This window comes from Nitrosomonas ureae (genome assembly GCF_900108305.1).
Taxonomy (GTDB): Bacteria; Pseudomonadota; Gammaproteobacteria; order Burkholderiales; family Nitrosomonadaceae; genus Nitrosomonas; species Nitrosomonas ureae_B.
In genome coordinates, this window is record NZ_FNUX01000003.1 from 1 (window position 1) to 22,830 (window position 22,830).

Sequence of the window (22,830 nt, forward strand, 5' to 3'; positions counted from 1 at the left end):
GGCCATTTTTTGGTTGTCTTTTCCATGGAGAAAGCTGCAAAATTTCCCAATCTTTCGATGAAAATCCAACCAACCAAAGTTATTCTCCACATTGAATGGAAATATCAGATTCAATTTCTCAACAACAATTGTTGGGTACTTTTTTCAGGGATGACTAATTAATCAAAAAATACTCCTCCGAAAAATATCGGTAAACGTCATCTGAAGCACATTAAAACCTCTAAATCTAAAGTACGATTCCCACCCAATCTTTTTCTGATTTTACCTAAACTTTAATAATCATCTGTCGTAAACACACCAGGTGAGATTAATACAAACAAAACCATTTAATTAGTCAGTTATAGATTTTGCAATTCCAGCACTACGAAAAGATATAGCTATTTACGGAGAAAAGTATGTCTGACAAAAATTTAAAATTCTTGGTGGTCGATGATTTTTCTACTATGCGTAGAATCGTTCGCAACCTTCTAAAAGAACTTGGATTTGTCAATGTTGACGAGGCTGAAGATGGTGCAATTGCGTTGCGTAAACTGCAGGATGGTAATTTTGATTTTATTGTATCCGATTGGAATATGCCCAATATGGACGGATTAACCATGCTCCAGCATGTGCGTGCAAATTCGATATTAAAGGATATTCCCGTCCTCATGGTTACCGCTGAAGCTAAAAAAGAGAATATTGTGGCTGCCGCTCAAGCTGGTGCAAGCGGTTATATCGTTAAACCATTTACTGCCGCCGTGCTTGAGGAGAAGTTAAATAAAATTTTCCAGAACATGAAAGCCAAGATAGCTGAGAAAGCGTAAATCCCATTTAATAACATACAGGTAAGTTAACTATGAATACAAAACACCAGACAAAAATAAAAGTTAATGAAATTGATCAAATTCCCACCCCCAAAAGATCCAGAAAACCGATTCAATTAGCTGATGCATCAAAAAGTTTTGAAACTAATCTCACAAAAAGTGAGGAACTAATAACCGATAAAAAAGTTATTGATCAGGTTGGATTGTTAACACGAAATTTACATGATAGCTTACGAGAATTAGGATATGACACACGTCTCCAAGAGATTGCTGCTGAAGTGCCCGAAGCTCAAGATAAGCTGACTTATGTAGCCACAAAAACTGAACAAGCTGCGGAGCGCGCACTCAACGCTACTGAGATCGCGATGCCGATTCAAGAAAAGCTTGCAAATAATGCAATTTATCTATCCGAAAAATGGAAACAAGCCTTTGAAACTCAGCAAGTGAATCCAGATACTGAAATATTCAAAACATTACTTATTGAAACACTTCAATATCTTGACAAAGTACCTGAACAAACTAATGCAACCAATACACAATTGCTTGAAATAATGATGGCACAGGATTTCCAAGATCTCACAGGCCAAGTAATCAAGAAAATTACGCATATGGTACAAAGCTTAGAAAAAGATCTAATCGATCTATTGTTGGCCAATGCCCCTGTCAAGAAGAACCATGCGGATGATGAAGGGCTTATGAATGGACCGGTCACCAATCCGGAGAAAAGAAATGATGTTGTATGTAATCAAGATCAAGTAGATGATTTTCTGGCTAGCCTTGGTTTCTGAGCTACACATAAAATTTTCCAGGTATCACTGTATGAATTGATCTCTGGTTTTGCGATTCTGATTTTCTTTATTTTGGAGGGATTTCTTCCCGCGATAGCATCTGATATACAAAACCATGCAAGGACGCACAGGGCAAGCTTGAGCAACCTTATAAGGAACAAACATGGCGAACACTACGCAACAAATCGCACTCCACCCCCGCGCAATCCAGCGGTTGCCATATCTCAAAAACAGCGTTTAGGCGTTTCCGGCTCTACAATTTGGAACTGGTATAAGAATGGCACATTTCCCAAGCTCATCAAATTGTCTGAAAACTGTATAACCTGGCATGCCACAGATGCAGAAGCATGGGCACAAGCTCGCATCGCCGCTAGCCTTCCAGATCATGCTTAACAACAAAATACCCCCGCTAGCAGGCAAAGACAGGTTTGGAAATAAATCACCGTCAAATCGTAACACTAAAAAATTTCTCGCATACGGTAAGATAGCTAGAAGATAGTAGTGAAATCCAACTCAAACCATCCAATTGCTTTTATGTCTTTTAAGAAAAAGCAAAGAATAAAAATTGCACTTCGTACTTAAATCCATCTTGGCTTATAAAGTTCGTCATCACTTTTAATTGATTTAAACTCAATCAATCGCAAGAAATACACATTCCCCCAGTTCTTTAATTTGAAAAAGAAATGGCCATTACAGCCTTGATTGTGATAAATTCATGGTTGGTAAGTCAGGTATATAAAAATTGGCTTCCTTCATAACATTAATATAGGAGTTGAAAATGAACAAATTTCTGATCGCTGCAATCGGTTTGGTTTTTTTATTGGGATCTTCTGTCACAATGGCAAGCGGAAACAAAGAGTCTTCACTGCCTCCAGTATCTGCCCAGGATATCTTGAATAAAATGTCATGCGAAGGCAAAAAAGACGGTGAGAAAATTAGAGATCGTACTGACGGTGAAATGATTACCTGCCCTGCGAAAATAAAACAGCCCAATTTTGGTAAATAATTAATTAGCTGTAGAGCAAACCCATAAATAGGTCAAGTTTGGATAGATAGTTTTTTTATGCTTTATCATCTAAAGCAATCGTATCGATTGAATAATGATTTGAATAAATTAAGCGACTACTGGCTTGATCTATTGTTTTGCGTGCCAACGCAAGAATATATCTTGGAGCGGATGGATAATCCCTCAGCAAACTGAATAATTTTTTCTTGGATTTGTCGCAATCATATTGGTGGATATAATCATCTAAAATAACTTATCGCAACGATCCATTAAAACTACACACAAAATTATCATTCCCAGAAGAAAGTAAGGCCCCAATAAAAATATCTTGATAATAAAATGCTTAAAAGATATTTTCCTCGCTCATAAAAATAGGTGAATTAATACAAATTTGATTTGCAATTTTTACTCATTGAGAAGGAAAATAATGAAACAAGTATTTATTTTATATTGTATTTTGTTTTTTTATACCGGCAGTTCACTGGCACAAAAAAACAATCTGGACGTTAAATCTCAGGCGGCCCTCGTTTTTAATGCACAGAATGAGCACGTCATCTACGACAAGAATGCCGATAAGGTTATGCCCATCGCTTCCATCACCAAATTAATGACGGCTATCGTCACACTGGATACCCGATTATCACCGAATGAAATCATCACGATAGAGAGTGCTGATGTTGACAAGCTGAAGTACACAACTTCCCGCTTACCCGTAGGCAGCAAGCTTTCGCGACATGAATTGTTGAAGTTATCACTGATGTCTTCAGAAAACCGTGCAGCAGCAGCATTAGGGCGTACCTACCCTGGTGGCACTCAGGCATTTGTGAATGCCATGAACATTAAAGCCAAACAAATGGGTATGCTTAATAGCCGATTTGTCGAACCTACCGGATTGAGCAGCAATAATGTATCGAGTGCGCGCGATTTGGCCAAACTGGTCGCTGCCTCCAATCGCTATAGTGTCATACGTGAATTCTCCACCGCATCACAACATTCCGTATTTCCGGGAAACAAACGCGGTCAGTTGCAATATGTCAATTCCAATAGCTTGGTGCGCAGCCAGAACTGGACTATCGATGTTTCCAAAACCGGATACCTGAATGAAGCCGGGCGCTGCCTAGTCATGCACGCCAAAATTTCCGGGCAGCCCGTTGTTATCGTGCTCCTTAATTCGTGGGGTAAAAATACCCGTATCGGTGACGCAAATCGTGTCAGGAAATGGATAGAAAGCAATCAAAACCGTAAGCAGGTTAGCGGGATCAATCAGATTAAACCAAACTAACCCAGTTGGTAAATCTCACTGTATTTAGTCGTTAAGTAATGAATAAAATGATCCGGACTCAAAGCCTCACCTGTTACACGCTGCACCAGTTCTTGTGGCGTGTAAAGTCTGCCCTGGCGATGGATTTTTTCGTTTAACCACCTTTTAATTGGCGAAAAATTACCTGTTGCAATGTTCATTTCCGTCTCAGGTTGCTCACTCAGCAATACGGTATAAAACTGACAGGCATATATCGCACCCAGTGTATATGAAGGAAAATACCCGAACGCTCCGCCGCTCCAATGCGAATCCTGCAATACGCCCAAGGTATCAGTGGGTGGCGTAATTCCCAGATATTTCCGCATCAACTCATTCCAGATATCAGGCAAATCATCGACTCGCATCGAATCGTCAAACAGACCCTTCTCGATTTCGTAGCGCAATATGACATGCAATGGGTAAGTCACTTCATCCGCTTCCACACGGATAAAACCCGGTTTGCACGTATTGATCGCGCGATAAAACGAATCCACATTGGCGGATTGCAGATTATCCGGAAATGTGGCTCGAATCGTATCGAAATAATGCGAGCAGAACGGCTTGCCTTGCGCAACCATGCGTTCCCAGAACAACGACTGGGATTCATGAATCCCCATCGTTAATGATTCCGATGCCGGCACATCGCCCAACTCACACGGGCGCCCCTGTTCGTACAGTGCATGACCAGTCTCATGAATCACCGAATACAAAGATTCGATAAAATCACTGTCTTTATAGCGCGTTGTAATTCGCACATCGGTAGGATGGCTGCCACCGCAAAAAGGATGCACCGACACATCGATCCGACCTTGTTGAATATTAAAACCGATATCCTGGCTGATTTTGCGTGCTAACGCTTCCTGTTTATCCAACGCAAATCTGCCTTGCAAGAACGATGTATCCGGCTGCAGAGGATGGCTCTGAATAGTCTCGATCAATGGGATCAATTCCTGTTTCAGGCGTTCGAATATGGGCGTGATCATGTCCATCGTGGTGCCGCGCTCAAACAGGTCGATATTGGCATCATAAGGCTTCAAATCGGGCGATACACGCTGCGCCCACTCGGTTTTCAATGCCAGGAAACGTTTCAACACCGGCGCGAAATCGGAAAACTTATTCTCTTTTCGCGCCATCACCCAAATACCCTGCCCGCGCGAACTCAATTCTGCCAGCTCCTGCACCAGTTGCTTCGGCACTTTGGTTTCCAATTCATAACTGTGCAGCGCTTCGCGGATATTACAGCGCTCCACTTCACCCAGGCAATCAGAATTTTTTTCTTTCAGCTCATTCAAGCAATCCCCCAGCGCAGGATCTGTCATGCGCTCATGAATCACCCCCGCCAGCGCAGCCATCTGTTTCGCGCGCGCCTCACCGGCACCTGCAGGCATCATCACTTCCTGATCCCATCCCAGCGTACTCATCACGCCATTTAAATGAGCAATTTCTTCCAGTTTCTGTACTAAATTTTGATAATGTTGATTCATAGTCATTCCACTCTTTAATCAAAATACTAATAATTACACTTAATCCCCTAGCCTCAGAGAATAGCGCTAAAATCACAATCACCATTTCGTACAACTTTAACACTAATCATTCACACAAACATGCTCTGGATAAAATCACTGCACATCATTTTTATGGTCACCTGGTTCGCAGGATTATTCTACCTGCCACGCTTATTCGTCTATCACGCCCAATGCGAAGATCAACCCGGCAAAGAGCGCTTCAAGATCATGGAGCGCAAACTGTATTATGGCATTATGACCCCCGGCGCGGTGCTGACTGTAGTGTTCGGCGTGTGGCTTTGGCTGAGCTACGGTTTCTCGGGAAGCTGGTTGCACGCCAAGCTGGCATTGGTATTGATACTGATCGTCTATCATTATTACTGCGGAAAATTTGTCACGGCGTTTAAAAACGACAGCAATACGCATAGTCACGTGTTTTACCGCTGGTTCAATGAATTTCCGGTACTTGTTTTGTTTGCAGTAGTAATACTGGTGGTGGTTAAACCGGATTTGGTTGAATGGATTTCCGGATTACTTAATTAAATATTATTAATATAGAGGTATCGTTAAAATTCCCAGAGGTTTCTTGTTTTAAATTTAACGCACTGAATCACCCTGAATAGCTTGCGAACGTATACGCGCACCTACAGTTGCTTCGATAATTTTATCACGAAGAATTTCCAATTTGTCTTGCCTAGAAATTGGAATATCAAGTTTACGCGCTATTGGCTCAACCGACTTGCGTGTACAGTAATGTGTGTCGAGAAAGCGTTGAGCCTCTTCTCTATTTGGAAAGGCTATAAGTTTGTTTATCACATCCACCAAATCAATTTCATTAACCTGATTTATTGTTTCGTCTCTATTCCTTTTGCGAGTAAAGCGTATCTCGATATTGTATGAATCATCACTCAACTTAGACAGATCATCCTCACTCAACCTATCGATTGCACGAGCAAGTCGCCGAAAAACTTTCTGAAATATAAATTTTCCGTTATTCATTTTTTGCCCTTATTCTCAAGCACAGCCTCAAATTCATCAACGAATGCTTCAATCTCACTTACTACATCAGCGTGAGTGCTATTCGAATAATAATTTAGTACTACTGGCTTCAAATTCTGAGGTGCATCAGAAAAAATTGTTTTATTTTCACGGAAATAGCTTTTGAATGTTGGAACACCGAGTCGTTTTGTTTGAGAGATAAATTGCCTTTGTGCCGAAATTGGCTGACCACTATTGATCTGAATCATTGTGAAAATAACACCAAGTATTTCAGGCTTAATTTTCTCTGTGCCATTATCTAAGTCGACATAATCGTTAAATTCTTTGACGAGTTCATTAACGCTACGATGCAAGTAATCGATTCCAAGAGTTGAAAGATAATCAGGCTTGGCAGGAATAAGGATCTTTTCACTTGCAACAATTGCATTTTTAGTGACGATATTGAAGTTGGGCGGACAATCCATCAACACGATATCGTAGTCATCGCTGTTAGCAAGCCCAGAGATTGCTTCTCGAAGCTTCCCATGTACTTTGATGTAATTTCGCTTTGCTTGTTGTAAATTTACGCCACCAAGGAGAGTGGCCAATTCTAAATCTACATTTATTAATCCCAAATGGGAGCAAATTAGATCAATACATCCTTCATTTTTTAGGAAACGATTAACATCTGGTGAAATCACATAATCAGTTAGCGGAGCTGGCTCTTTTCCTTCGCTGATCGCATCAAACCAAGATTTGATGGTTAGTGATGCTTTGTAAGCATCATCCCATTTATCTGGTGTAACGAAGGAAAATGTTAGGCTCGCTTGGGCATCCATGTCAATCAATAATACCCTTTCACCTCTGTAAGCAAGTTCACCAGCAAGATTTGCTGTTACTGTGGTTTTACCGACACCACCCTTGTAGTTTATGACAGCAACAATTTCCATAAACATTCCTTAATAATTCTAACTAGAATTAAACAAACAACAATAAATTACCCATTAATTTTCTCTTCTCTAATTACATCTACATTTCTATTTGCCATAAAATATTTAGCCTCGCAAATACCTAATCATCCACAACCACTTGACCCGGAAATAGCACATCCGTAAATCCAAAAGAACGAAAATCCTTGATCCGCATCGGATACAGAATCCCCTGCAAGTGATCACATTCGTGCTGCACCACGCGCGCGTGGAAACCATTGACGTTGCGGTCGATCGCTGAGCCGTATTGATCGAAGCCCTGATAGTGCAGGCTCGCATAACGTGGTACGACGCCGCGCATGCCGGGTACGCTCAGGCAACCTTCCCAGCCGTCTTCTTTGTCGTCGGATAATGGCGTCAAATGCGGATTGAGGAGCACGGTAAAGGGCACTTCGTCGGCATCGGGATAACGTTGATTCTTTTCAAATCCAAAAATGACAACTTGCAGGCTCACGCCAATTTGCGGCGCCGCCAGGCCTGCGCCGTTCAAATACGCCATGGTGTCCTGCATATCCTGAATCAGCGTATGCAGTTCCGGGGTATCGAATCGATCGACAGGTTTAGCCACTTGCAGCAGCAATGGCTCGCCCATTTTGAGTACCGGTTTAATGGCCATTGCAGCTCACCACATGTTCCAGAATGTTTCTAACTCCCTTCATCGCTTGCTCCAATACGGCATAAATCTCCTTTAACGGAATACCGTTCACGTTAGTGCCGCGTCCTGCGGCATAATTGGCGACCACGGCAATACTGGCATAATTTAAGTTCAGCTCCCTTGCCAGCGCGGCTTCCGGCATACCGGTCATGCCTACGATATCCGCGCCGTCGCGCTCCAGTCGGTTGATCTCGGCAGCTGTTTCCAGCCGGGGACCTTGCGTCGCGGCATAAACTCCACCATCGAAAACTGCTTCGTTGGCATTTTTTGCCGCTTGCAGCAATAATGCACGGGTGCGCTGACTATATGGCAAGGTCATATCAATATGCGTAACGGGCTGTTCCTTGCCTTCAAAAAAAGTGAAGCTTCGTCCATAAGTATAATCAATAACCTGATCCGGAATCATTAGCCGTCCCGGTGCCAGATCAGCGCGAATACCGCCGACCGACGCTACAGCGATGACATGCGATGGCTGCAAAGAATGCAGCGCCCATAAATTTGCGCGATAATTGATCGCATGCGGTGGAATCGTGTGTCCATGCCCATGCCGTGCCAGAAAAACGATATCTTCATTTCTCATCTTGCCAAAGGTCAATGGACCGGAAGGCTCACCGTAAGGGGTACGTATAATTTCCCGGCGCGATATTTCCAGGCAGGATAATTGCGTCATTCCACTGCCGCCAATAATTGCAAACATCATTCTCCCAAACTTAAATTCAATCCTTTACTGCATAAACGGCGGGTAAATTCCGCCACGCGCCGTGTATATCCATACCAAATCCGAAAACGTAGCGATCCGGAACGATCAGCCCGACAAAATCGGCCTGGAGGGGTTTCGGCCTACCTGTCTCTTTCTCGGCAAACACCGCGCTATAAAATGCTTTCGCGCCATTCTTCAGCACCTTGTCACGAATGGCAGCAAGCGTAAGGCCTTCATCCAGAATATCATCCAGCACCAGCACAACCCGATCTTTGACACTTTTTCCAGGCTCCACCCGCCATTGAATTTCTCCGCCGCAGAGTTGCTCGTTATAACGCGACAAATGCAAATAATCAAAATCCAGCGGAAAATGAAGTTGCGGTAACAAATGTCCGGTAAATACCACCGCACCACGCATCACGCATAAAACCAGCGGCTGTTGCTGCGATAACCGCTGCGTGATATCCAATGCCATACGATGCACTGTTTGCGTAACTGTCCGCTCGGAATAAATAAGTTCCGCCGTTTGCAGGATTTGTTGCGCTTGTTGGATACTCAACATAATATATACTTAATTAAATTAGATTTATTTCATTTAGTTATAATAATAGTTTGTTGGAACAGGTACTATTCCATATCACCCTGTAATCTTATGAAGAAAAATGAAAATGTATCTTATCGGAAACTTGCTAAAAATAGTCGCAATCGTTTTATTATTGACGAATCCCGTTTTTTCCCAAACCCCGCTCTCTTTTGATTACCCGGTCTACAAAGATGGAAAGTTGACCATTCCCCGTATAGATACAGAAACACAAACGGGCCGCTTTCAGAAAGCGGAGTTTCAGTTTGACAGCTCGACGAATACTTGGAAGCTACTTACTTTCATCGAGACTCCAATGTTGCTGCGATAACCGCTGCGTGATATCCAATGCCATACGATGCACTGTTTGCGTAACTGTCCGCTCGGAATAAATAAGTTCCGCCGTTTGCAGGATTTGTTGCGCTTGTTGGATACTCAACATAATATATACTTAATTAAATTAGATTTATTTCATTTAGTTATAATAATAGTTTGTTGGAACAGGTACTATTCCATATCACCCTGTAATCTTATGAAGAAAAATGAAAATGTATCTTATCGGAAACTTGCTAAAAATAGTCGCAATCGTTTTATTATTGACGAATCCCGTTTTTTCCCAAACCCCGCTCTCTTTTGATTACCCGGTCTACAAAGATGGAAAGTTGACCATTCCCCGTATAGATACAGAAACACAAACGGGCCGCTTTCAGAAAGCGGAGTTTCAGTTTGACAGCTCGACGAATACTTGGAAGCTACTTACTTTCATCGAGACTCCAATTACTCCGGGACCAGTCACCTATGAGGAAAAAGTCGAAGTTATCGTGACCGATTCCTCACCGGTTCAGGTTTTTCTCAAAATCAGCGGAGAATTCTCTAATGGTTGCGCACATTTTCAACAAATCAATCAAATATTGAAGGGCAATATATTTGAAATCACGCTGCATATTGGTCCTAATCCATTTCCATCAGGTATAGCCTGTACAATGGCATTGGTACCCTATGAAAAAATCATTCCGCTGGAAGTGTATGGTCTACCCGCAGGAATCTATGAGTACAACGTCAATGGAGAGCACACCGGTTCGTTCACGCTGGCTCAGGACAATACCTTATGAGCGGGCGCCCCATTCGAAACAAGGATTATTGCAACAATGCCAATAGTCCCGTTTCGTCAAGAATAGTTATTCCCAAGTTTACCGCTTTATCATATTTACTGCCCGGATCAGCACCCGCCACGACATAATCCGTTTTCCTGGAAACACTACCGCTCACTTTGCCGCCCAGCAATTCAATCTTTTCCTTGGCTTCTTCCCGGCTCATGGCCGGTAATGTTCCAGTTAAAACAAACGTCTTGCCCTGCAAGGGTTTGGTGTTTCCGGCTAACGCGGATATTCCCTCATGCTCATTCCAATGCACTCCACAGGCGCGAAGCTGTTCAATCACTTCACAGTTATGCGCTTCGGCAAAGAAATCCGCGATGCTTTGCGCAACCACCGGACCAATATCCGGAATTTGTTGCAAACGCTCACTACCGGCTTCGATCAGCCGGTCGAGGCTGCCAAAATGAGCCGCCAAATCCTTTGCGGTGGCTTCTCCAACGTTACGAATCCCCAATGCATAGATAAATCTTGCTAATGTTGTCTGTTTACTTTTTTCTATCGCACGCAGAATATTACCGGCTGATTTCTCCGCCATACGTTCCAGATTAGCCAGCGCGCTTAATCCCAATTTATACAAATCTGCCGGGGTGCGCGCAATCCTCTGATCGATCATTTGTTCAACCAGCTTATCGCCCAAACCCTCAATATCCATCGCCCGGCGCGAAGCAAAATGCAGAATCGCCTGTTTACGCTGCGCCGGACAAAATAATCCGCCGGTACAACGCGATACCGTCTCATCCACAAGCCGCACGGCTTTAGCGCCACATACCGGGCAATGCTCCGGCATTACAAAAACCCGCACATCTGGCGGACGTTTTTCCAGTATCACCGATACAATTTCCGGAATCACATCGCCCGCACGACGAACGATGACGCTATCACCAATGCGGACATCCTTGCGCTCAATTTCATCTGCATTGTGCAAAGTGGCGTTGGTAACGGTCACGCCACCGACAAACACCGGTTTCAAGCGCGCAACCGGCGTCAAGGCACCGGTTCTGCCAACCTGGATATCAATACCCAACAGTTGCGTGATCGCTTCCTGTGCCGGAAATTTATGCGCTAGCGCAAATCGTGGTGCGCGTGATACGAATCCTAACCGTTCCTGCTGTGCCAATGAATTGACTTTATACACTACGCCATCAATATCATACGGCATGCGCGTGCGCTGCACCTCAATCGCTTGATAATACGCTAACAATTCTTGCGCCCCCTTAACTACACCACATTCTTTGGCAATAGGGAAATGTAACGCTGCAAGATAGGCCATTACCTGACTGTGTTTTTCCAGCGGCATGTCGCCATCCTGATAGTCCCCGACGCCATAAGCGAAGAAAGTTAAACGCCGGGCTGCAGTAATACCGGGATCCAGTTGACGTAACGACCCTGCTGCCGCATTGCGCGGATTGGCAAATTCTTTTTCACCTTTAGCGGATTGACGCTGATTCAAAGCCAGAAAATCCGCTTTCAACATTAATACTTCGCCTCTCACTTCCAGCAATGGCGGTGGATTCCAGACCGGGAGCAATAAAGGAATCGATCGAATCGTTCTCAGATTCAACGTGATATTTTCACCCGTATAGCCATCCCCACGTGTCGCGCCGGTTTTAAAAATTCCATCTTCATAACATAAACTGACAGCCAGCCCGTCAAATTTCGGCTCGACAGCATATTCGACGTTATCTACCGATAATCCTTCGCACACACGCCGGTCGAAGGCTTCCACGTCAACCGCTTCAAACGCATTACTCAGCGATAGCATCGGCATACGATGCACAATTTGCGAAAAAGCTTTGAGCGGTGCCGCGCCCACGCGTTGCGTCGGAGAATCGGCTGTGATGAGTTGCGGATAGTCTTGCTCAATGTGCTGTAACTCGCGCAATAGTTTGTCATAATCGGCATCAGGAATGGTTGGATTATCCAACGCATAATACCGGTAATTGTGCAGCTCGATCTCGGCACGTAAATGTTGTGCGTATTGTCTTATTTTCTCGATCTTTTCATTCATATTGAATAAGTATAATGAATATCGGTGAAACGCGGTTTCAGTTCTTGAGCAAAAATCCTTTATACTGCGCATTCGTCAAAAACTAATCCTGCGACTTCATCTTGCCCCAAAAAGTACATCATGAGCAACAATAACAATACATTAAAAATCCGCATTCAAATTCAACAAGAATCTCCACAAGCCATCGAAGAAATCTACCCCGAACCTGAAATCGTTTATGAAGAATCTCTGGATTGGAGAAAAATTTCCATTGCCGCATTCGCGCTGCTAACTATTTTAGTTTTGCTCGGCTATTTAATTTTCAGTAGCGGAAGCTCTGAGAAGCCCATGAATGATTCGGTTATTTCCGCGCCTGAGAACACATTTTCTCCAGCAAAGATTGAGATTGAGCCCGATACGCTTGATGCCTCAGCGGGATCTGAGTTAAATACTCCGGTCAACACGCATCCTGCTGAATCAGTCCCGGCGCCCGGCAACAACGTAATCACACCCCAAACCATAATCCTGCCCGCCAGAAAGCCAGAAACAAGCTCTATTACTGATTCATCCAATACATCAGACAAAAATGCACCCCATACCGCATCTCAATCCAAACCACATAAAACATCGGACCAACCCGAAGTTATTAGAGCCTTGTTAACTCATGCCATTAAAGCGCTCGAACCTGTTGATTCGATTGATACTGTACAATTAAAACCAAGTGAAACCAAGCTCATTCATTTCTACCTGCAATTACAAAACCTGCAAGGGAAAAATATCCGGGTTAACTGGTATTTCAATAACAAACTGGATTCACAATTGCGTTTGCAAGTGCATAATGACAATTGGCGCACTCACGCCAGCAAGCAACTTGATCACCAGCGAATAGGCTCCTGGCATGTGGAATTAACCGATGAATCGGGAAATCAACTGGCGGCCCGGGATTTTACCGTCACGCAAAACTAAGTTTTTTGATATTACTGAATAAGCAAGCTAGGATGCATCATGAAATATTGCAGCAACTGTAGTGCCACTGTCGTATTGATGATACCTGAAGGTGATTCTTTACCCCGCTATGTATGCAGTACCTGCAATATCATTCATTATCAGAATCCTAAAATGGTTGTGGGATGTATTCCTGAATGGGAAGATAAAATCTTATTGTGCAAGCGTGCCATAGAACCTCGCAAAGGCTGGTGGACTTTGCCCGCCGGTTTTATGGAAAACAATGAAACGCTGGCACAAGCCGCGGCTAGGGAAACCCTGGAAGAAGCTAATGCACGCGTGGAAATAGGCGATCTATACGCAGTATATAGCCTGCCTCATATCAGCCAGGTTTATTTTATTTTCAGGGCAAAATTGCTAGACCTCGATTTCAAGCCCGGAATCGAAAGCCTGGAAGTCAAGCTGGTATCCGAGCAAGAAATGCCGTGGGAAGAAATGGCGTTTCGGGTCATTCACGACCCGCTCAAGCACTATTTCAAGGAACGCAATCAGGGAAAATTCGGTCTACATGTCGATGTGATTAACAAAGTTCAAAATACCCCATAAACTAGCCAATGGTCAGTATTCCGGAAGATACGTACAAACAGCATCTATACGCATTGTGTTGATTTTCTGACATTGATTCGGCAAGCGGATCATAACCATCTGACAACCCCACGATATGTCATAATTTGATCAATGATCATATATGGATAAGTAATTCTACTATGGAAAATTACGAAACACTGCTGGCAACAATTGCCTTAGTGATGGGTGCTTCCTGGGCCAGTGGCATTAATCTGTATGCGGTTTTACTGGTGCTGGGACTAGGCGGCTCGACAGGCCATATTAATTTGCCTGCCGAATTATCGGTATTGCAAGAACCGTTGGTGATAGGTGCTGCCGGTATTATGTATTTCATTGAATTTTTTATGGATAAGATTCCGGGAATGGATTCCGCATGGGATTCCATTCATACTTTTGTTCGAATTCCTGCAGGTGCCATGCTAGCAGCTGGCGCAGTCGGAGACGTGACGCCCGCGCTCGAAATTGCAGCGGGTATTTTAGGAGCCGGTGTGGCTGCAACCAGTCATGCCACCAAAACTGGCACACGGTTATTGATAAACACGTCTCCTGAACCGGTTACGAATTGGTCAGCTTCCATCGCGGAGGATTTTTTGGTGTTCACTGGGATGTGGGCAGCGCTGAAACATCCGGAAATTTTCCTGATATTATTTGTTGTCTTTGTAGGTATTGTCGTCTGGTCATTACCAAAACTATGGCGTTTAATCAGAGTGTTGATTTCTGAAATCACAAAATTTTCCGGCTTTACAAACGAGCAGGCTGTGGCAAGCAATGATCCGGACTCTATTGCGCCATCAATGGAATCCCAGTCACATAAACAGATAATGGCATTAGAACGACTGCAACAATTGCACGATAGCGGTGCGCTCACAGAACAGGAATTTGAGCAGCAAAAAAGCACTATCGTGAGAAAAAACAATTAGAAAGATAATTGCGTGATTAAATTTCCCAATCATTGCGATGCAATACTCCTGACAATATACGCGCGCAAACAAAAGATTCCGAACGTAACCTGCCGGTAGCTGAATGCGACGCCAATGGGATATCTTTTGCGCAGTTATCGATAATTTCGGTGATATTGGCGTATGCTGGCGTCTTGCCAAACAACTGGCTCATGAACATGACCAGTCAGTACGGCTGTGGGTTGATAATTTAGTCAGCTTTGCCAATATATTACCGGATGTAAACTCTCAAGCCCGGTACCAAATCATTCAATGCGTTGAGATCTGTTATTGGCAACAGTTATTTGTGGAAACTGAACCGGCAGACGTGGTCATTGAAGCATTCGCTTGTGAATTGCCTGAAAAGTATGTGATGGCAATGTTACAGAAAGAAAGGAACCCTGTCTGGATTAATCTGGAATATCTGAGTGCCGAACCTTGGGTAACTGAGTACCACGGCTTACCTTCACCACACCCTCGTTTTTCTTTAACCAAGACATTCTTTTTTCCAGGCTTTGTGCCTGGCAGTGGCGGATTGTTGCGAGAGAAGGATTTTCTGGCAAGGCATGATGCCTTTAACCAAGCAACTGAGCGGGAATTCTTCCAACGCAAAGGGTTACCTGAAAGAAAAGCCGGGGAGATACGTATTTCACTATTTTGTTATCAGAGCGCACCCATCGAAAACTTCATTCAAGTATTATCAGAATCAACAGTGCCCGTTTTATTGATCGTACCGCAAGGAATTGCTGCTGATCGCATTGCAGCATTATTTAATCATGCGCCATGCCAGGCTAAGGCATTAATAAACTATAAGCGACTCACTATTGAGATTATTCCGTTTATGGAACAAACGGAATATGACCTATTGTTGTGGAGTTGTGATTTTAATTTTGTGCGCGGTGAAGATTCTTTTGTGCGTGCACAGTGGGCGATTAAGCCCTTTATATGGAATATTTATCCTCAACATGAGGGGGCGCATTGGGATAAATTGGATGCATTTCTTACGCTATACACAACAGGGTTACCCGTCAAAGCAGCATCTGCCGTGCAAGCAATGTGGCACGGCTGGAATGAAAAACATGAACTGAATAATCTTATTTGGGAAAGCTTTGCAGCTTGTTACGAGCCTTTGATTCAGCATAATAAAAACTGGACTAATCAATTGCTGAAGCGGGAAGATTTGGCATCCAATCTGGTGCAGTTTGCTGGAAATCAGCTATAATTCCCGGCTATCAAGCTCAAAGTTTACTGTTGATAACCACATTAATCTAGCTTCTAACCTAAAATTTGGAATTGAACTATGAAAACCGCAATGGAATTACGCTCAGGTAACGTGATAATGATTGGTAATGACCCTATGGTTGTGCAACGGGCAGAGTTTACCAAGTCTGGCCGTAACGCATCTGTGGTAAAAATGAAATTGAAGAACCTGTTTTCCAGTACCACAACTGAAACCGTCTACAAAGCGGATGAAAAATTCGATTTAGTTGTTCTGGATAGAAAAGACTGTACATACAGCTATTACGCCGATCCACTCTATGTTTTTATGGATGCGGATTATAATCAGATTGAAGTTGAGGCTGACAACATGTCAGACGTTCTGAATTACTTGACGGATGGTATGGAAGATGTATGTCAGGTAACTTTCTACGATGACAAGGCGATTTCTGTTGAGCTACCCAATACGATTGTACGCGAAGTTGAATATACCGAACCAGCAGTGCGGGGTGATACAACGGGCAAGATCATGAAACCGGCTCGCCTTGCAGGAACAAATTTTGAAATTCAAGTGGCGGCTTTTGTAGAGATTGGCGATAAAATCGAGATTGATCCGCACAACAATGAATTCCGAAAGCGTGTTTGATGACTGATCGGAATTCATTGATGAAAGGTGGCTATGCCGCCTTTCTTATGTCGGGTATTTAACTGGCAACAACTTGAATATCCGGCTCTATGGTTCTAAGCATATTCTCAATTCCTCTCAGTGTGCCTGAAATAGAGCTGGGACAGGTACCGCATGCGCCTTGATAATGGATATGCAGAATGTTTCCCTCAAGTCCCAGGATATGCAAATCACCACCATCACTTTGCAGATAAGGACGTACCTCTTCATCTAATAAAACATTGATTTTCTCCAAACGCAATTGATCTTCCGGATTCAAGTTAGCCAGAGCCTGGCTGGCAGTAGCGACGGTTTCGGCAGATTGTGCAGAAGCAGCCGGCGCTGCACGGATAGGATCGGCAATATCTCGCGCCAAGTCTTGCCAATTAGCTTCACCATCCTGGGTGACAGTGACCCAATGATCAATATAAAAAACATTCGTGACATGATCAATATCGAATAACGCAGATGCTAGCGGGTCGTCTCTGGCAGCTTCGGCATTATCGAATGAACGTGCAACGCCCCATGTCAATGGTTCTTTAAGAATGAATTTCAAAGCGTTCTTATTGGGTGTTCCTTCAATGTCAGAAATTTTTGGCATTTTTTCAGTATTAAAATATTGAAGTTGCTATTTATATGCAATATGGATGGCTAATAGTTGCTATACACATATCTTGGATTGGCACTCAACCAGCAGAATGACTCGACATCGCTTGCGAGGAATCATTATTGGCCTCGGTCGAAGTGCTAGAAATAGAGTTGAGTGCGGCATACAGAGTGTGCCACGGCAGAATTGCGCATTTAACCCGCGTCGGTAAGTCACGAATGCCTGAAAATACCGTTAATCGTCCGAGATGATTCGGATGACCGGTATCCAGTTTTCCAGTAGCCAATTCGCGAAATTCGTGAATCAGTATTTCCGCATCCGAGCGGGATTTCCCTTTGACTGCAGTTGTCATCATTGACGCAGAAGCCTTGCAGATTGCGCAGGATTCTCCTTGGAATGCAATATCGCAAATCTGCTCATTCTCAAGCTGCAATGTAATATCCAGGCGATCACCACACAACGGATTGTGACCAACCGCATGATGATTGGCTTGATCCAGCTTGCCATAATTACGCGGCTTTCTGTTATGGTCGAGAATAACTTCCTGATACAAAGAATTGGTATGCATTACAAGAAAACCTTCTGAACAGTTTTAATCCCGGCAATCAAAGCATCAACTTCTGCCTTGTTATTATAGAAAGCAAAAGAGGCTCTGGAAGTAGCCGGCACATTAAATCGCTGCATGACAGGTTGTGCACAGTGATGCCCGGTACGCACGGCAATGCCATCTTGATTTAAGATGGTTCCAATATCATGCGGATGGATTCCATCAATGGTGAAAGAAATGACGGCGGTTTTTTCTTTCGCTGTACCAATAATCTTAACCCCAGGGATTTGAGCAAGACATCCCGTTGCGTAATCAAGCAATGTAGATTCATACGCAGCAATATTCTCGATACCAATAGCCGTCAGATAATCAATGGCAGCACCAAAGCCAATGGCAGCGGCAATCGGTGGAGTACCCGCTTCAAATTTATGAGGAATGGTGTTATAGATCGTTTCTTCAAAAGTTACCGATGCGATCATATCCCCACCACCTTTATAGGGCTGCATCGATTCCAGGAGTGCAGCTTTACCATAGAGTATGCCTACTCCGGTCGGCCCATATAATTTATGCGCTGAGAATGCATAAAAATCGCAATTAAGTGCCTGCACATCAATAGGTATATGGGGAGCAGCCTGCGCACCGTCGATTAGCACAGGAACTTCATATCGATGGGCGAAATCGATCATTCTTTTAATCGGATTAATCGTGCCGAGTGCATTAGAAACATGAATCAAGCTGACGAATTTAGTGTGTTCATTAAACAGCCTTTCATATTCGTCGACATCTAATTCGCCTTTGTCATTAATTGGAACGACACGGATTTTTGCACCTTTTTCATTAGCCAGCATTTGCCACGGAACAATGTTGGAATGATGCTCCAATGTTGTAAGAATAATTTCATCGTTTTCCTGGATAAATTTGCGTCCATATCCTTGCATGACCAAGTTAATGGAATCTGTTGTGCCGCTGGTAAAGATAACTTCTCTGTCTTCGCGTGCATTGATGAATTGCTGTAATTTGCATCGTGCATCGTGATATTCCTGCGTGGCAACTTCAGATAGATAATGTACGGCACGATTAATATTTGCGTGTTGTTTAGTTTGATAGCGTACTAAACGATCGATGACTAATTGTGGCATTTGACTAGATGCAGCATTATCAAGATAGGCGAGCGGTTTCCCGTCAATTGTCAGCTCGAGGATAGGAAAATCGGCGCGGATCTTTCTCCAATCAACGTCAGAAGTAATTTCTGATTTCAGAGAAGCATGGACTGAATTCATAATTTATTACCTCGAGTTTGATTAAGTACAGTTTGTTCCAGCTGCTGCCTGAGTGAGCTTACGGAAATACGATCGATTATTTCCGCACCGAAGGCGTAAGTTAACAAACTGCGCGCTGTTGCTTCTGATAAGCCACGGCTTTGTAGATAAAAGATTTCTTCTTGATCAAGCTGACCAACTGTTGCTCCATGTGCGCATTTAACATCATCGGCAAAAATTTCCAGTTGTGGCTTTGTATCTATTTGTGCAGTTTTACTGAGTAACAAGTTACGGCTCGATTGCGACGAATTTGTTTGTTGCGCATGAGGCCGTACAATAATTTTTCCGTTAAATACAGCATGCGCTTTATCATTGACGATACATTTATGTTGCTGACGGCTGATTCCATTTGGTTTTATGTGATCAATGCTAGTATGCGTATCGGCTAACTGGTTACTTGAAATTAACGCAAGCCCATCAATCGCGCACTCTGCAGCCTCATCAATGAGCTGAACATTCAGATTGTAGCGAGAAATCTGCGCTCCCAATGAAATACTGACTGACTGATAATTACTTCCACGAGCCAGTGAAACTGCGCAATTTGCCAGATGATAAGCTTGTGCGCTCTCACGTTGAATTCTAATATGTCTGGCATGTGCATTGGCGGACAAGCTAATTTCTGTTACTGAATTCGTGACGTAGGCGGCCTCCTGAAGAGAGACATAATCCTCAACAAATGTTACGTTACTTCCGGACTCTCCAATTATCAAACAGCGCGGATAAGAGGTTACTTCTGATTGTGTCGCGATGAACAATAAGTGAACAGGTTCTGCGATGACGGTATTCTTTGGCGCAATGATCAATGCGCAATCATGAAGGAATGCTGTATTGAGTGCGGCAAATACGTTATTATCAAATCTCGCGTATTGACCGAAATGAGACTCCAGAATTGACGCATGCGTCGATAAGAATGTTGATAAATTGCCAATCTGCAGCACTGTGGGATCAATATGAGTCGACAATTGCGGAGAATAATAGCCATCTACAAACACCAGAGAGTTTTTTGCCTCCTTCAGATACAAATGTTCAATATCCTGCGCTCGCAAACTAGTGTGCGGTTGTGCAGATTGGAAGGATAAGCGAGTGAGCGCTGAGATATCAGTGAAGCGCCATTCTTCGTCGCGCTTCGTGGGTAATCTTTGCGTACTGACATGATCAATTGCACGAGCACGTAATTGATTTAACCATGATAACGGCTCATTTGATTTTATCGACCAAGATTTCAGCAAGCAATCAAGGTAATCGGTAGCAACTGTTTCGCTCATGCGATTGCTCCGGCAATTGATCGTTTATTCGCAGTAACCCAGTCATAACCTCGTGTTTCCAGTTCAAGTGCTAATTCCTTTCCACCTGTCAACACAATACTGCCTGATTGCATAATATGCACAAAATCCGGCACGACATAATCCAGTAAACGTTGATAGTGCGTTACTAAAATTGTGGCATTGTCTTTATTGGCAATTTGATTAACACCATTGGCCACGGTCTTCAGTGCGTCGATATCAAGGCCCGAGTCCATTTCATCCAGGATGCTCAATTTCGGTTCTAGCAAGGCCATTTGCAAGATTTCGTTTCGTTTCTTCTCGCCACCTGAGAATCCCTCATTCACACTACGATCCAAGAAATCGGGATTCATGTCTAATAATTTCATTTTTTCACGTACGAAATCATCAAATTCGAGAGGATCCAACTCTTCTTTGCCTCGCTGGGCTTGTATTGTGTTATAGGCAAGACGAAGAAATTGCGTGTTTGCTACGCCTGGAATTTCGATGGGATACTGAAAAGCCAAAAATAATCCGGCGCGCGCACGATCCTCAGGCGCCAGTTCCAACAAATCTTTGTCTTCAAATCGAACGGTTCCTGCTGTAATTTCATATGCAGCGTGGCCTGCCAGCACTTTAGCTAAAGTGCTTTTTCCAGATCCATTCAAACCCATGATTGCATGAATCTCCCCACTTTTTACCGTGAGATCAATACCTTTGAGAATCTCGGTGCCATTAATACTGGCACGCAGTCCTTGAACCAAGAGAAGGGTTTTACTGTTATTAACAATCATCCGACACTCCCTTCCAATTTAAAGCTGAGAAGCTTGGTAGCTTCAACCGCAAACTCCATCGGCAATTGTTGAAACACATCCTTACAGAAACCATTAATAATCATAGAAACCGCTTCTTCTGCATCAATTCCACGCTGTGAAAAATAAAAAAGCTGATCTTCACCAATCTTAGAAGTAGAAGCCTCATGCTCAACAATTGCGCTGTTATTATGAACTTGAATATACGGGAAAGTATGCGCGCCACATTGATCGCCAATAAGCATAGAGTCACATTGCGAGTAATTTCGCGCACCTTCGGCGGTCGGGGAGATACGTACCAAACCACGATAGCTACTATTTGAATGGCCAGCCGAAATACCTTTACTCACTATGGTGCTACGCGTATTTTTCCCGAGATGAATCATTTTCGTCCCAGTATCAGCTTGTTGATAATTATTGGTTACCGCAACTGAATAAAATTCTCCGACCGAATTATCACCTCGTAATATGCACGATGGATACTTCCACGTGATTGCGGAACCGGTTTCTACCTGTGTCCATGAAATTCGAGAATTCTTCCCTTTTGCCAAGCCCCTTTTAGTAACAAAGTTGTATATACCACCAATACCATTTTCATCACCGGCATACCAGTTCTGGACTGTTGAATACTTGATATCCGCATTATCTAGCGCAACCAGCTCAACTACTGCGGCATGTAGCTGATTAGTATCAAATCTGGGTGCAGTACAGCCTTCAAGATAAGAAACAGCGGCATCTTCTTCAGCAATGATTAATGTACGCTCAAACTGCCCGGATCCTTCTGTGTTAATGCGGAAATAGGTGGATAGATCCATCGGGCATTTGACACCTTTAGGAATAAAACAAAAAGAACCATCTGTGAATACAGCAGAATTCAAAGCTGCAAAATAATTATCACCCACAGGCACAACAGTCCCCAGATATTTCTGAATAAGCTCAGGATGGTTATGCACAGCTTCGGAAATGGAGCAAAAAATAATGCCGACTTCCGCAAGCTTTTGCTTATAAGTAGTGGCTACTGAAACACTGTCAAAGATAACATCAACAGCGACACCTGCAAGTGCTGCACGCTCGTGCATCGGCACGCCAAGCTTTTCAAATGTACGCAATAATTCAGGATCAACTTCATCCATACTTGCCAGTTTTTTCTTGGGCTTTGGTGCTGAGTAATAACTGATCGCTTGAAAATCAATTTTTGGATAATGAACGTTCTGCCACTCGGGCTCTTTCATTGTTAACCATTTTTGATAGGCCTCCAGGCGAAATGACAAAAGCCACTCAGGCTCATTCTTTTTGGCTGAAATTAATCGAATGATATCTTCATTGAGCCCTTTGGGAGCAACATCAGATTCAATTTTAGTAACGAAGCCGTGTTTATACGGTTGATTAACCAGACTTTGCAGTACTGCACTCATTTGGTTTCTTCCTTTATTTTAGTATTTA

26 protein-coding genes are annotated in these 22,830 nt (G+C 43.4%); 12 read left to right on the forward strand and 14 right to left on the reverse strand.

Features of this window, described 5'->3' with window-relative positions:
* Positions 1-395: 395 nt before the first annotated feature.
* The 5 genes from cheY to pbpG all read left to right on the forward strand — a co-directional run bounded on the left by cheY (position 396) and on the right by pbpG (position 3,879).
* Positions 396-803: a chemotaxis response regulator CheY gene (gene cheY, locus C4S39_RS02585; RefSeq protein ID WP_103965500.1), complete on the forward strand. Its 408-nt coding sequence runs from the start codon at positions 396-398 to the stop codon at positions 801-803.
* Positions 804-835: 32 nt separating this feature from the next.
* The gene (gene cheZ / locus C4S39_RS02590; RefSeq protein WP_103965501.1) at positions 836-1,591 is read left to right on the forward strand and encodes a protein phosphatase CheZ; all 756 of its coding nucleotides are present in this window, start codon (positions 836-838) and stop codon (positions 1,589-1,591) included.
* A gap of 138 nt (positions 1,592-1,729) precedes the next feature.
* Entirely contained in the window at positions 1,730-1,984 is a 255-nt protein-coding gene (locus C4S39_RS02595; RefSeq protein ID WP_258039250.1) for a helix-turn-helix transcriptional regulator, read from the forward strand.
* A gap of 385 nt (positions 1,985-2,369) precedes the next feature.
* Positions 2,370-2,597, forward strand: a complete 228-nt coding sequence (locus C4S39_RS02600; RefSeq protein WP_103965502.1) for a hypothetical protein — start codon at positions 2,370-2,372, stop codon at positions 2,595-2,597.
* A gap of 427 nt (positions 2,598-3,024) precedes the next feature.
* A complete protein-coding gene (gene pbpG / locus C4S39_RS02605; protein ID WP_103965503.1) occupies positions 3,025-3,879 on the forward strand; it encodes a D-alanyl-D-alanine endopeptidase in 855 nt (284 codons plus the stop codon).
* Here the strand turns inward: pbpG and C4S39_RS02610 are convergent.
* Positions 3,876-5,381: a carboxypeptidase M32 gene (locus tag C4S39_RS02610; protein ID WP_103965504.1), complete on the reverse strand. Its 1,506-nt coding sequence runs from the start codon at positions 5,379-5,381 to the stop codon at positions 3,876-3,878. The two genes, pbpG and C4S39_RS02610, sit on opposite strands and share 4 nt — an antisense overlap.
* Before the next feature lie 120 nt (positions 5,382-5,501).
* Here C4S39_RS02610 and hemJ point away from each other — a divergent pair, with 120 nt between their 5' ends.
* Complete coding sequence (hemJ, locus tag C4S39_RS02615) at positions 5,502-5,945, forward strand: protoporphyrinogen oxidase HemJ (RefSeq protein WP_103965505.1); 444 nt, start codon at positions 5,502-5,504, stop codon at positions 5,943-5,945.
* Positions 5,946-5,999: 54 nt separating this feature from the next.
* Here the strand turns inward: hemJ and C4S39_RS02620 are convergent, their stop codons facing one another.
* The 6 genes from C4S39_RS02620 to C4S39_RS02645 all read right to left on the reverse strand — a co-directional run bounded on the left by C4S39_RS02620 (position 6,000) and on the right by C4S39_RS02645 (position 9,746).
* Positions 6,000-6,401, reverse strand: a complete 402-nt coding sequence (locus C4S39_RS02620) for a hypothetical protein (RefSeq protein WP_103965506.1) — start codon at positions 6,399-6,401, stop codon at positions 6,000-6,002.
* Positions 6,398-7,330 (reverse strand): ParA family protein, encoded by a 933-nt coding sequence (locus tag C4S39_RS02625; protein ID WP_103965507.1) that lies wholly within the window; start codon positions 7,328-7,330, stop codon positions 6,398-6,400. Before C4S39_RS02625 ends, C4S39_RS02620 begins: the two co-directional genes overlap by 4 nt.
* 121 nt (positions 7,331-7,451) lie before the next feature.
* Positions 7,452-7,985 carry a peptide deformylase gene (gene def, locus C4S39_RS02630; RefSeq protein ID WP_103965508.1) on the reverse strand — a complete coding sequence of 178 codons (534 nt, stop codon included), beginning with the start codon at positions 7,983-7,985 and terminating at the stop codon, positions 7,452-7,454.
* Positions 7,975-8,721: an S-methyl-5'-thioinosine phosphorylase gene (locus C4S39_RS02635; protein WP_103965509.1), complete on the reverse strand. Its 747-nt coding sequence runs from the start codon at positions 8,719-8,721 to the stop codon at positions 7,975-7,977. Before C4S39_RS02635 ends, def begins: the two co-directional genes overlap by 11 nt.
* 19 nt (positions 8,722-8,740) lie before the next feature.
* The gene (locus C4S39_RS02640) at positions 8,741-9,286 is read right to left on the reverse strand and encodes a hypoxanthine-guanine phosphoribosyltransferase (RefSeq protein WP_103965510.1); all 546 of its coding nucleotides are present in this window, start codon (positions 9,284-9,286) and stop codon (positions 8,741-8,743) included.
* Positions 9,287-9,596: 310 nt separating this feature from the next.
* A complete protein-coding gene (locus C4S39_RS02645) occupies positions 9,597-9,746 on the reverse strand; it encodes a hypothetical protein (protein ID WP_258039251.1) in 150 nt (49 codons plus the stop codon).
* A gap of 100 nt (positions 9,747-9,846) precedes the next feature.
* On the opposite strand from C4S39_RS02645, the gene C4S39_RS02650 reads away from it, so the two are divergent.
* The gene (locus C4S39_RS02650; protein ID WP_103965511.1) at positions 9,847-10,416 is read left to right on the forward strand and encodes a hypothetical protein; all 570 of its coding nucleotides are present in this window, start codon (positions 9,847-9,849) and stop codon (positions 10,414-10,416) included.
* A 25-nt stretch (positions 10,417-10,441) separates the two neighbouring features.
* Here the strand turns inward: C4S39_RS02650 and ligA are convergent, their stop codons facing one another.
* Positions 10,442-12,469 (reverse strand): NAD-dependent DNA ligase LigA, encoded by a 2,028-nt coding sequence (ligA, locus tag C4S39_RS02655; RefSeq protein ID WP_103965667.1) that lies wholly within the window; start codon positions 12,467-12,469, stop codon positions 10,442-10,444.
* Between the two features lie 120 nt (positions 12,470-12,589).
* On the opposite strand from ligA, the gene C4S39_RS02660 reads away from it, so the two are divergent.
* From C4S39_RS02660 to C4S39_RS02680, 5 genes are all read left to right on the forward strand, one after another.
* Positions 12,590-13,414 (forward strand): DUF2914 domain-containing protein, encoded by an 825-nt coding sequence (locus C4S39_RS02660; RefSeq protein WP_103965512.1) that lies wholly within the window; start codon positions 12,590-12,592, stop codon positions 13,412-13,414.
* 39 nt (positions 13,415-13,453) lie between these two features.
* Positions 13,454-13,999 carry an NUDIX hydrolase gene (locus C4S39_RS02665; RefSeq protein WP_103965513.1) on the forward strand — a complete coding sequence of 182 codons (546 nt, stop codon included), beginning with the start codon at positions 13,454-13,456 and terminating at the stop codon, positions 13,997-13,999.
* 161 nt (positions 14,000-14,160) lie between these two features.
* Complete coding sequence (locus C4S39_RS02670) at positions 14,161-14,940, forward strand: DUF4126 family protein (RefSeq protein ID WP_103965514.1); 780 nt, start codon at positions 14,161-14,163, stop codon at positions 14,938-14,940.
* Positions 14,941-15,043: 103 nt separating this feature from the next.
* Complete coding sequence (earP, locus tag C4S39_RS02675) at positions 15,044-16,180, forward strand: elongation factor P maturation arginine rhamnosyltransferase EarP (RefSeq protein ID WP_103965515.1); 1,137 nt, start codon at positions 15,044-15,046, stop codon at positions 16,178-16,180.
* A 78-nt stretch (positions 16,181-16,258) separates the two neighbouring features.
* Positions 16,259-16,822: an elongation factor P gene (locus C4S39_RS02680; protein ID WP_103965516.1), complete on the forward strand. Its 564-nt coding sequence runs from the start codon at positions 16,259-16,261 to the stop codon at positions 16,820-16,822.
* 58 nt (positions 16,823-16,880) lie between these two features.
* On the opposite strand, the gene C4S39_RS02685 is transcribed toward C4S39_RS02680, so the two are convergent.
* The 6 genes from C4S39_RS02685 to sufB all read right to left on the reverse strand — a co-directional run bounded on the left by C4S39_RS02685 (position 16,881) and on the right by sufB (position 22,802).
* Complete coding sequence (locus C4S39_RS02685; RefSeq protein WP_103965517.1) at positions 16,881-17,441, reverse strand: NifU family protein; 561 nt, start codon at positions 17,439-17,441, stop codon at positions 16,881-16,883.
* An 85-nt stretch (positions 17,442-17,526) separates the two neighbouring features.
* Positions 17,527-18,015 carry a Fe-S cluster assembly sulfur transfer protein SufU gene (gene sufU / locus C4S39_RS02690; RefSeq protein WP_103965518.1) on the reverse strand — a complete coding sequence of 163 codons (489 nt, stop codon included), beginning with the start codon at positions 18,013-18,015 and terminating at the stop codon, positions 17,527-17,529.
* Entirely contained in the window at positions 18,015-19,274 is a 1,260-nt protein-coding gene (locus tag C4S39_RS02695) for a cysteine desulfurase (RefSeq protein ID WP_103965519.1), read from the reverse strand. Before C4S39_RS02695 ends, sufU begins: the two co-directional genes overlap by 1 nt.
* Positions 19,271-20,578 (reverse strand): Fe-S cluster assembly protein SufD, encoded by a 1,308-nt coding sequence (gene sufD / locus C4S39_RS02700; RefSeq protein ID WP_103965520.1) that lies wholly within the window; start codon positions 20,576-20,578, stop codon positions 19,271-19,273. Before sufD ends, C4S39_RS02695 begins: the two co-directional genes overlap by 4 nt.
* Positions 20,575-21,369 (reverse strand): Fe-S cluster assembly ATPase SufC, encoded by a 795-nt coding sequence (gene sufC / locus C4S39_RS02705; RefSeq protein WP_103965521.1) that lies wholly within the window; start codon positions 21,367-21,369, stop codon positions 20,575-20,577. Before sufC ends, sufD begins: the two co-directional genes overlap by 4 nt.
* Complete coding sequence (gene sufB, locus C4S39_RS02710) at positions 21,366-22,802, reverse strand: Fe-S cluster assembly protein SufB (RefSeq protein ID WP_103965522.1); 1,437 nt, start codon at positions 22,800-22,802, stop codon at positions 21,366-21,368. Before sufB ends, sufC begins: the two co-directional genes overlap by 4 nt.
* Between the last annotated feature and the right edge of the window lie 28 nt (positions 22,803-22,830).

Bases quoted from the DNA above. Each gene is read 5' to 3' on its own strand.
- cheZ (WP_103965501.1), top strand. From the start codon at position 836: ATGAATACAAAACACCAGACAAAAATAAAAGTTAATGAAATTGATCAA.
- C4S39_RS02685 (WP_103965517.1), bottom strand. From the start codon at position 17,441: ATGCCAAAAATTTCTGACATTGAAGGAACACCCAATAAGAACGCTTTG.
- hemJ (WP_103965505.1), top strand. From the start codon at position 5,502: ATGCTCTGGATAAAATCACTGCACATCATTTTTATGGTCACCTGGTTC.
- sufU (WP_103965518.1), bottom strand. From the start codon at position 18,015: ATGCATACCAATTCTTTGTATCAGGAAGTTATTCTCGACCATAACAGA.
- def (WP_103965508.1), bottom strand. From the start codon at position 7,985: ATGGCCATTAAACCGGTACTCAAAATGGGCGAGCCATTGCTGCTGCAA.
- C4S39_RS02650 (WP_103965511.1), top strand. From the start codon at position 9,847: ATGAAAATGTATCTTATCGGAAACTTGCTAAAAATAGTCGCAATCGTT.
- C4S39_RS02620 (WP_103965506.1), bottom strand. From the start codon at position 6,401: ATGAATAACGGAAAATTTATATTTCAGAAAGTTTTTCGGCGACTTGCT.
- C4S39_RS02665 (WP_103965513.1), top strand. From the start codon at position 13,454: ATGAAATATTGCAGCAACTGTAGTGCCACTGTCGTATTGATGATACCT.
- sufB (WP_103965522.1), bottom strand. From the start codon at position 22,802: ATGAGTGCAGTACTGCAAAGTCTGGTTAATCAACCGTATAAACACGGC.
- C4S39_RS02600 (WP_103965502.1), top strand. From the start codon at position 2,370: ATGAACAAATTTCTGATCGCTGCAATCGGTTTGGTTTTTTTATTGGGA.
- C4S39_RS02695 (WP_103965519.1), bottom strand. From the start codon at position 19,274: ATGAATTCAGTCCATGCTTCTCTGAAATCAGAAATTACTTCTGACGTT.
- earP (WP_103965515.1), top strand. From the start codon at position 15,044: ATGCGACGCCAATGGGATATCTTTTGCGCAGTTATCGATAATTTCGGT.
- C4S39_RS02680 (WP_103965516.1), top strand. From the start codon at position 16,259: ATGAAAACCGCAATGGAATTACGCTCAGGTAACGTGATAATGATTGGT.
- C4S39_RS02645 (WP_258039251.1), bottom strand. From the start codon at position 9,746: ATGTTGAGTATCCAACAAGCGCAACAAATCCTGCAAACGGCGGAACTT.
- sufD (WP_103965520.1), bottom strand. From the start codon at position 20,578: ATGAGCGAAACAGTTGCTACCGATTACCTTGATTGCTTGCTGAAATCT.
- ligA (WP_103965667.1), bottom strand. From the start codon at position 12,469: ATGAATGAAAAGATCGAGAAAATAAGACAATACGCACAACATTTACGT.
- C4S39_RS02610 (WP_103965504.1), bottom strand. From the start codon at position 5,381: ATGAATCAACATTATCAAAATTTAGTACAGAAACTGGAAGAAATTGCT.
- C4S39_RS02625 (WP_103965507.1), bottom strand. From the start codon at position 7,330: ATGGAAATTGTTGCTGTCATAAACTACAAGGGTGGTGTCGGTAAAACC.
- C4S39_RS02635 (WP_103965509.1), bottom strand. From the start codon at position 8,721: ATGTTTGCAATTATTGGCGGCAGTGGAATGACGCAATTATCCTGCCTG.
- pbpG (WP_103965503.1), top strand. From the start codon at position 3,025: ATGAAACAAGTATTTATTTTATATTGTATTTTGTTTTTTTATACCGGC.
- C4S39_RS02640 (WP_103965510.1), bottom strand. From the start codon at position 9,286: ATGTTGAGTATCCAACAAGCGCAACAAATCCTGCAAACGGCGGAACTT.
- sufC (WP_103965521.1), bottom strand. From the start codon at position 21,369: ATGATTGTTAATAACAGTAAAACCCTTCTCTTGGTTCAAGGACTGCGT.
- C4S39_RS02670 (WP_103965514.1), top strand. From the start codon at position 14,161: ATGGAAAATTACGAAACACTGCTGGCAACAATTGCCTTAGTGATGGGT.
- cheY (WP_103965500.1), top strand. From the start codon at position 396: ATGTCTGACAAAAATTTAAAATTCTTGGTGGTCGATGATTTTTCTACT.
- C4S39_RS02660 (WP_103965512.1), top strand. From the start codon at position 12,590: ATGAGCAACAATAACAATACATTAAAAATCCGCATTCAAATTCAACAA.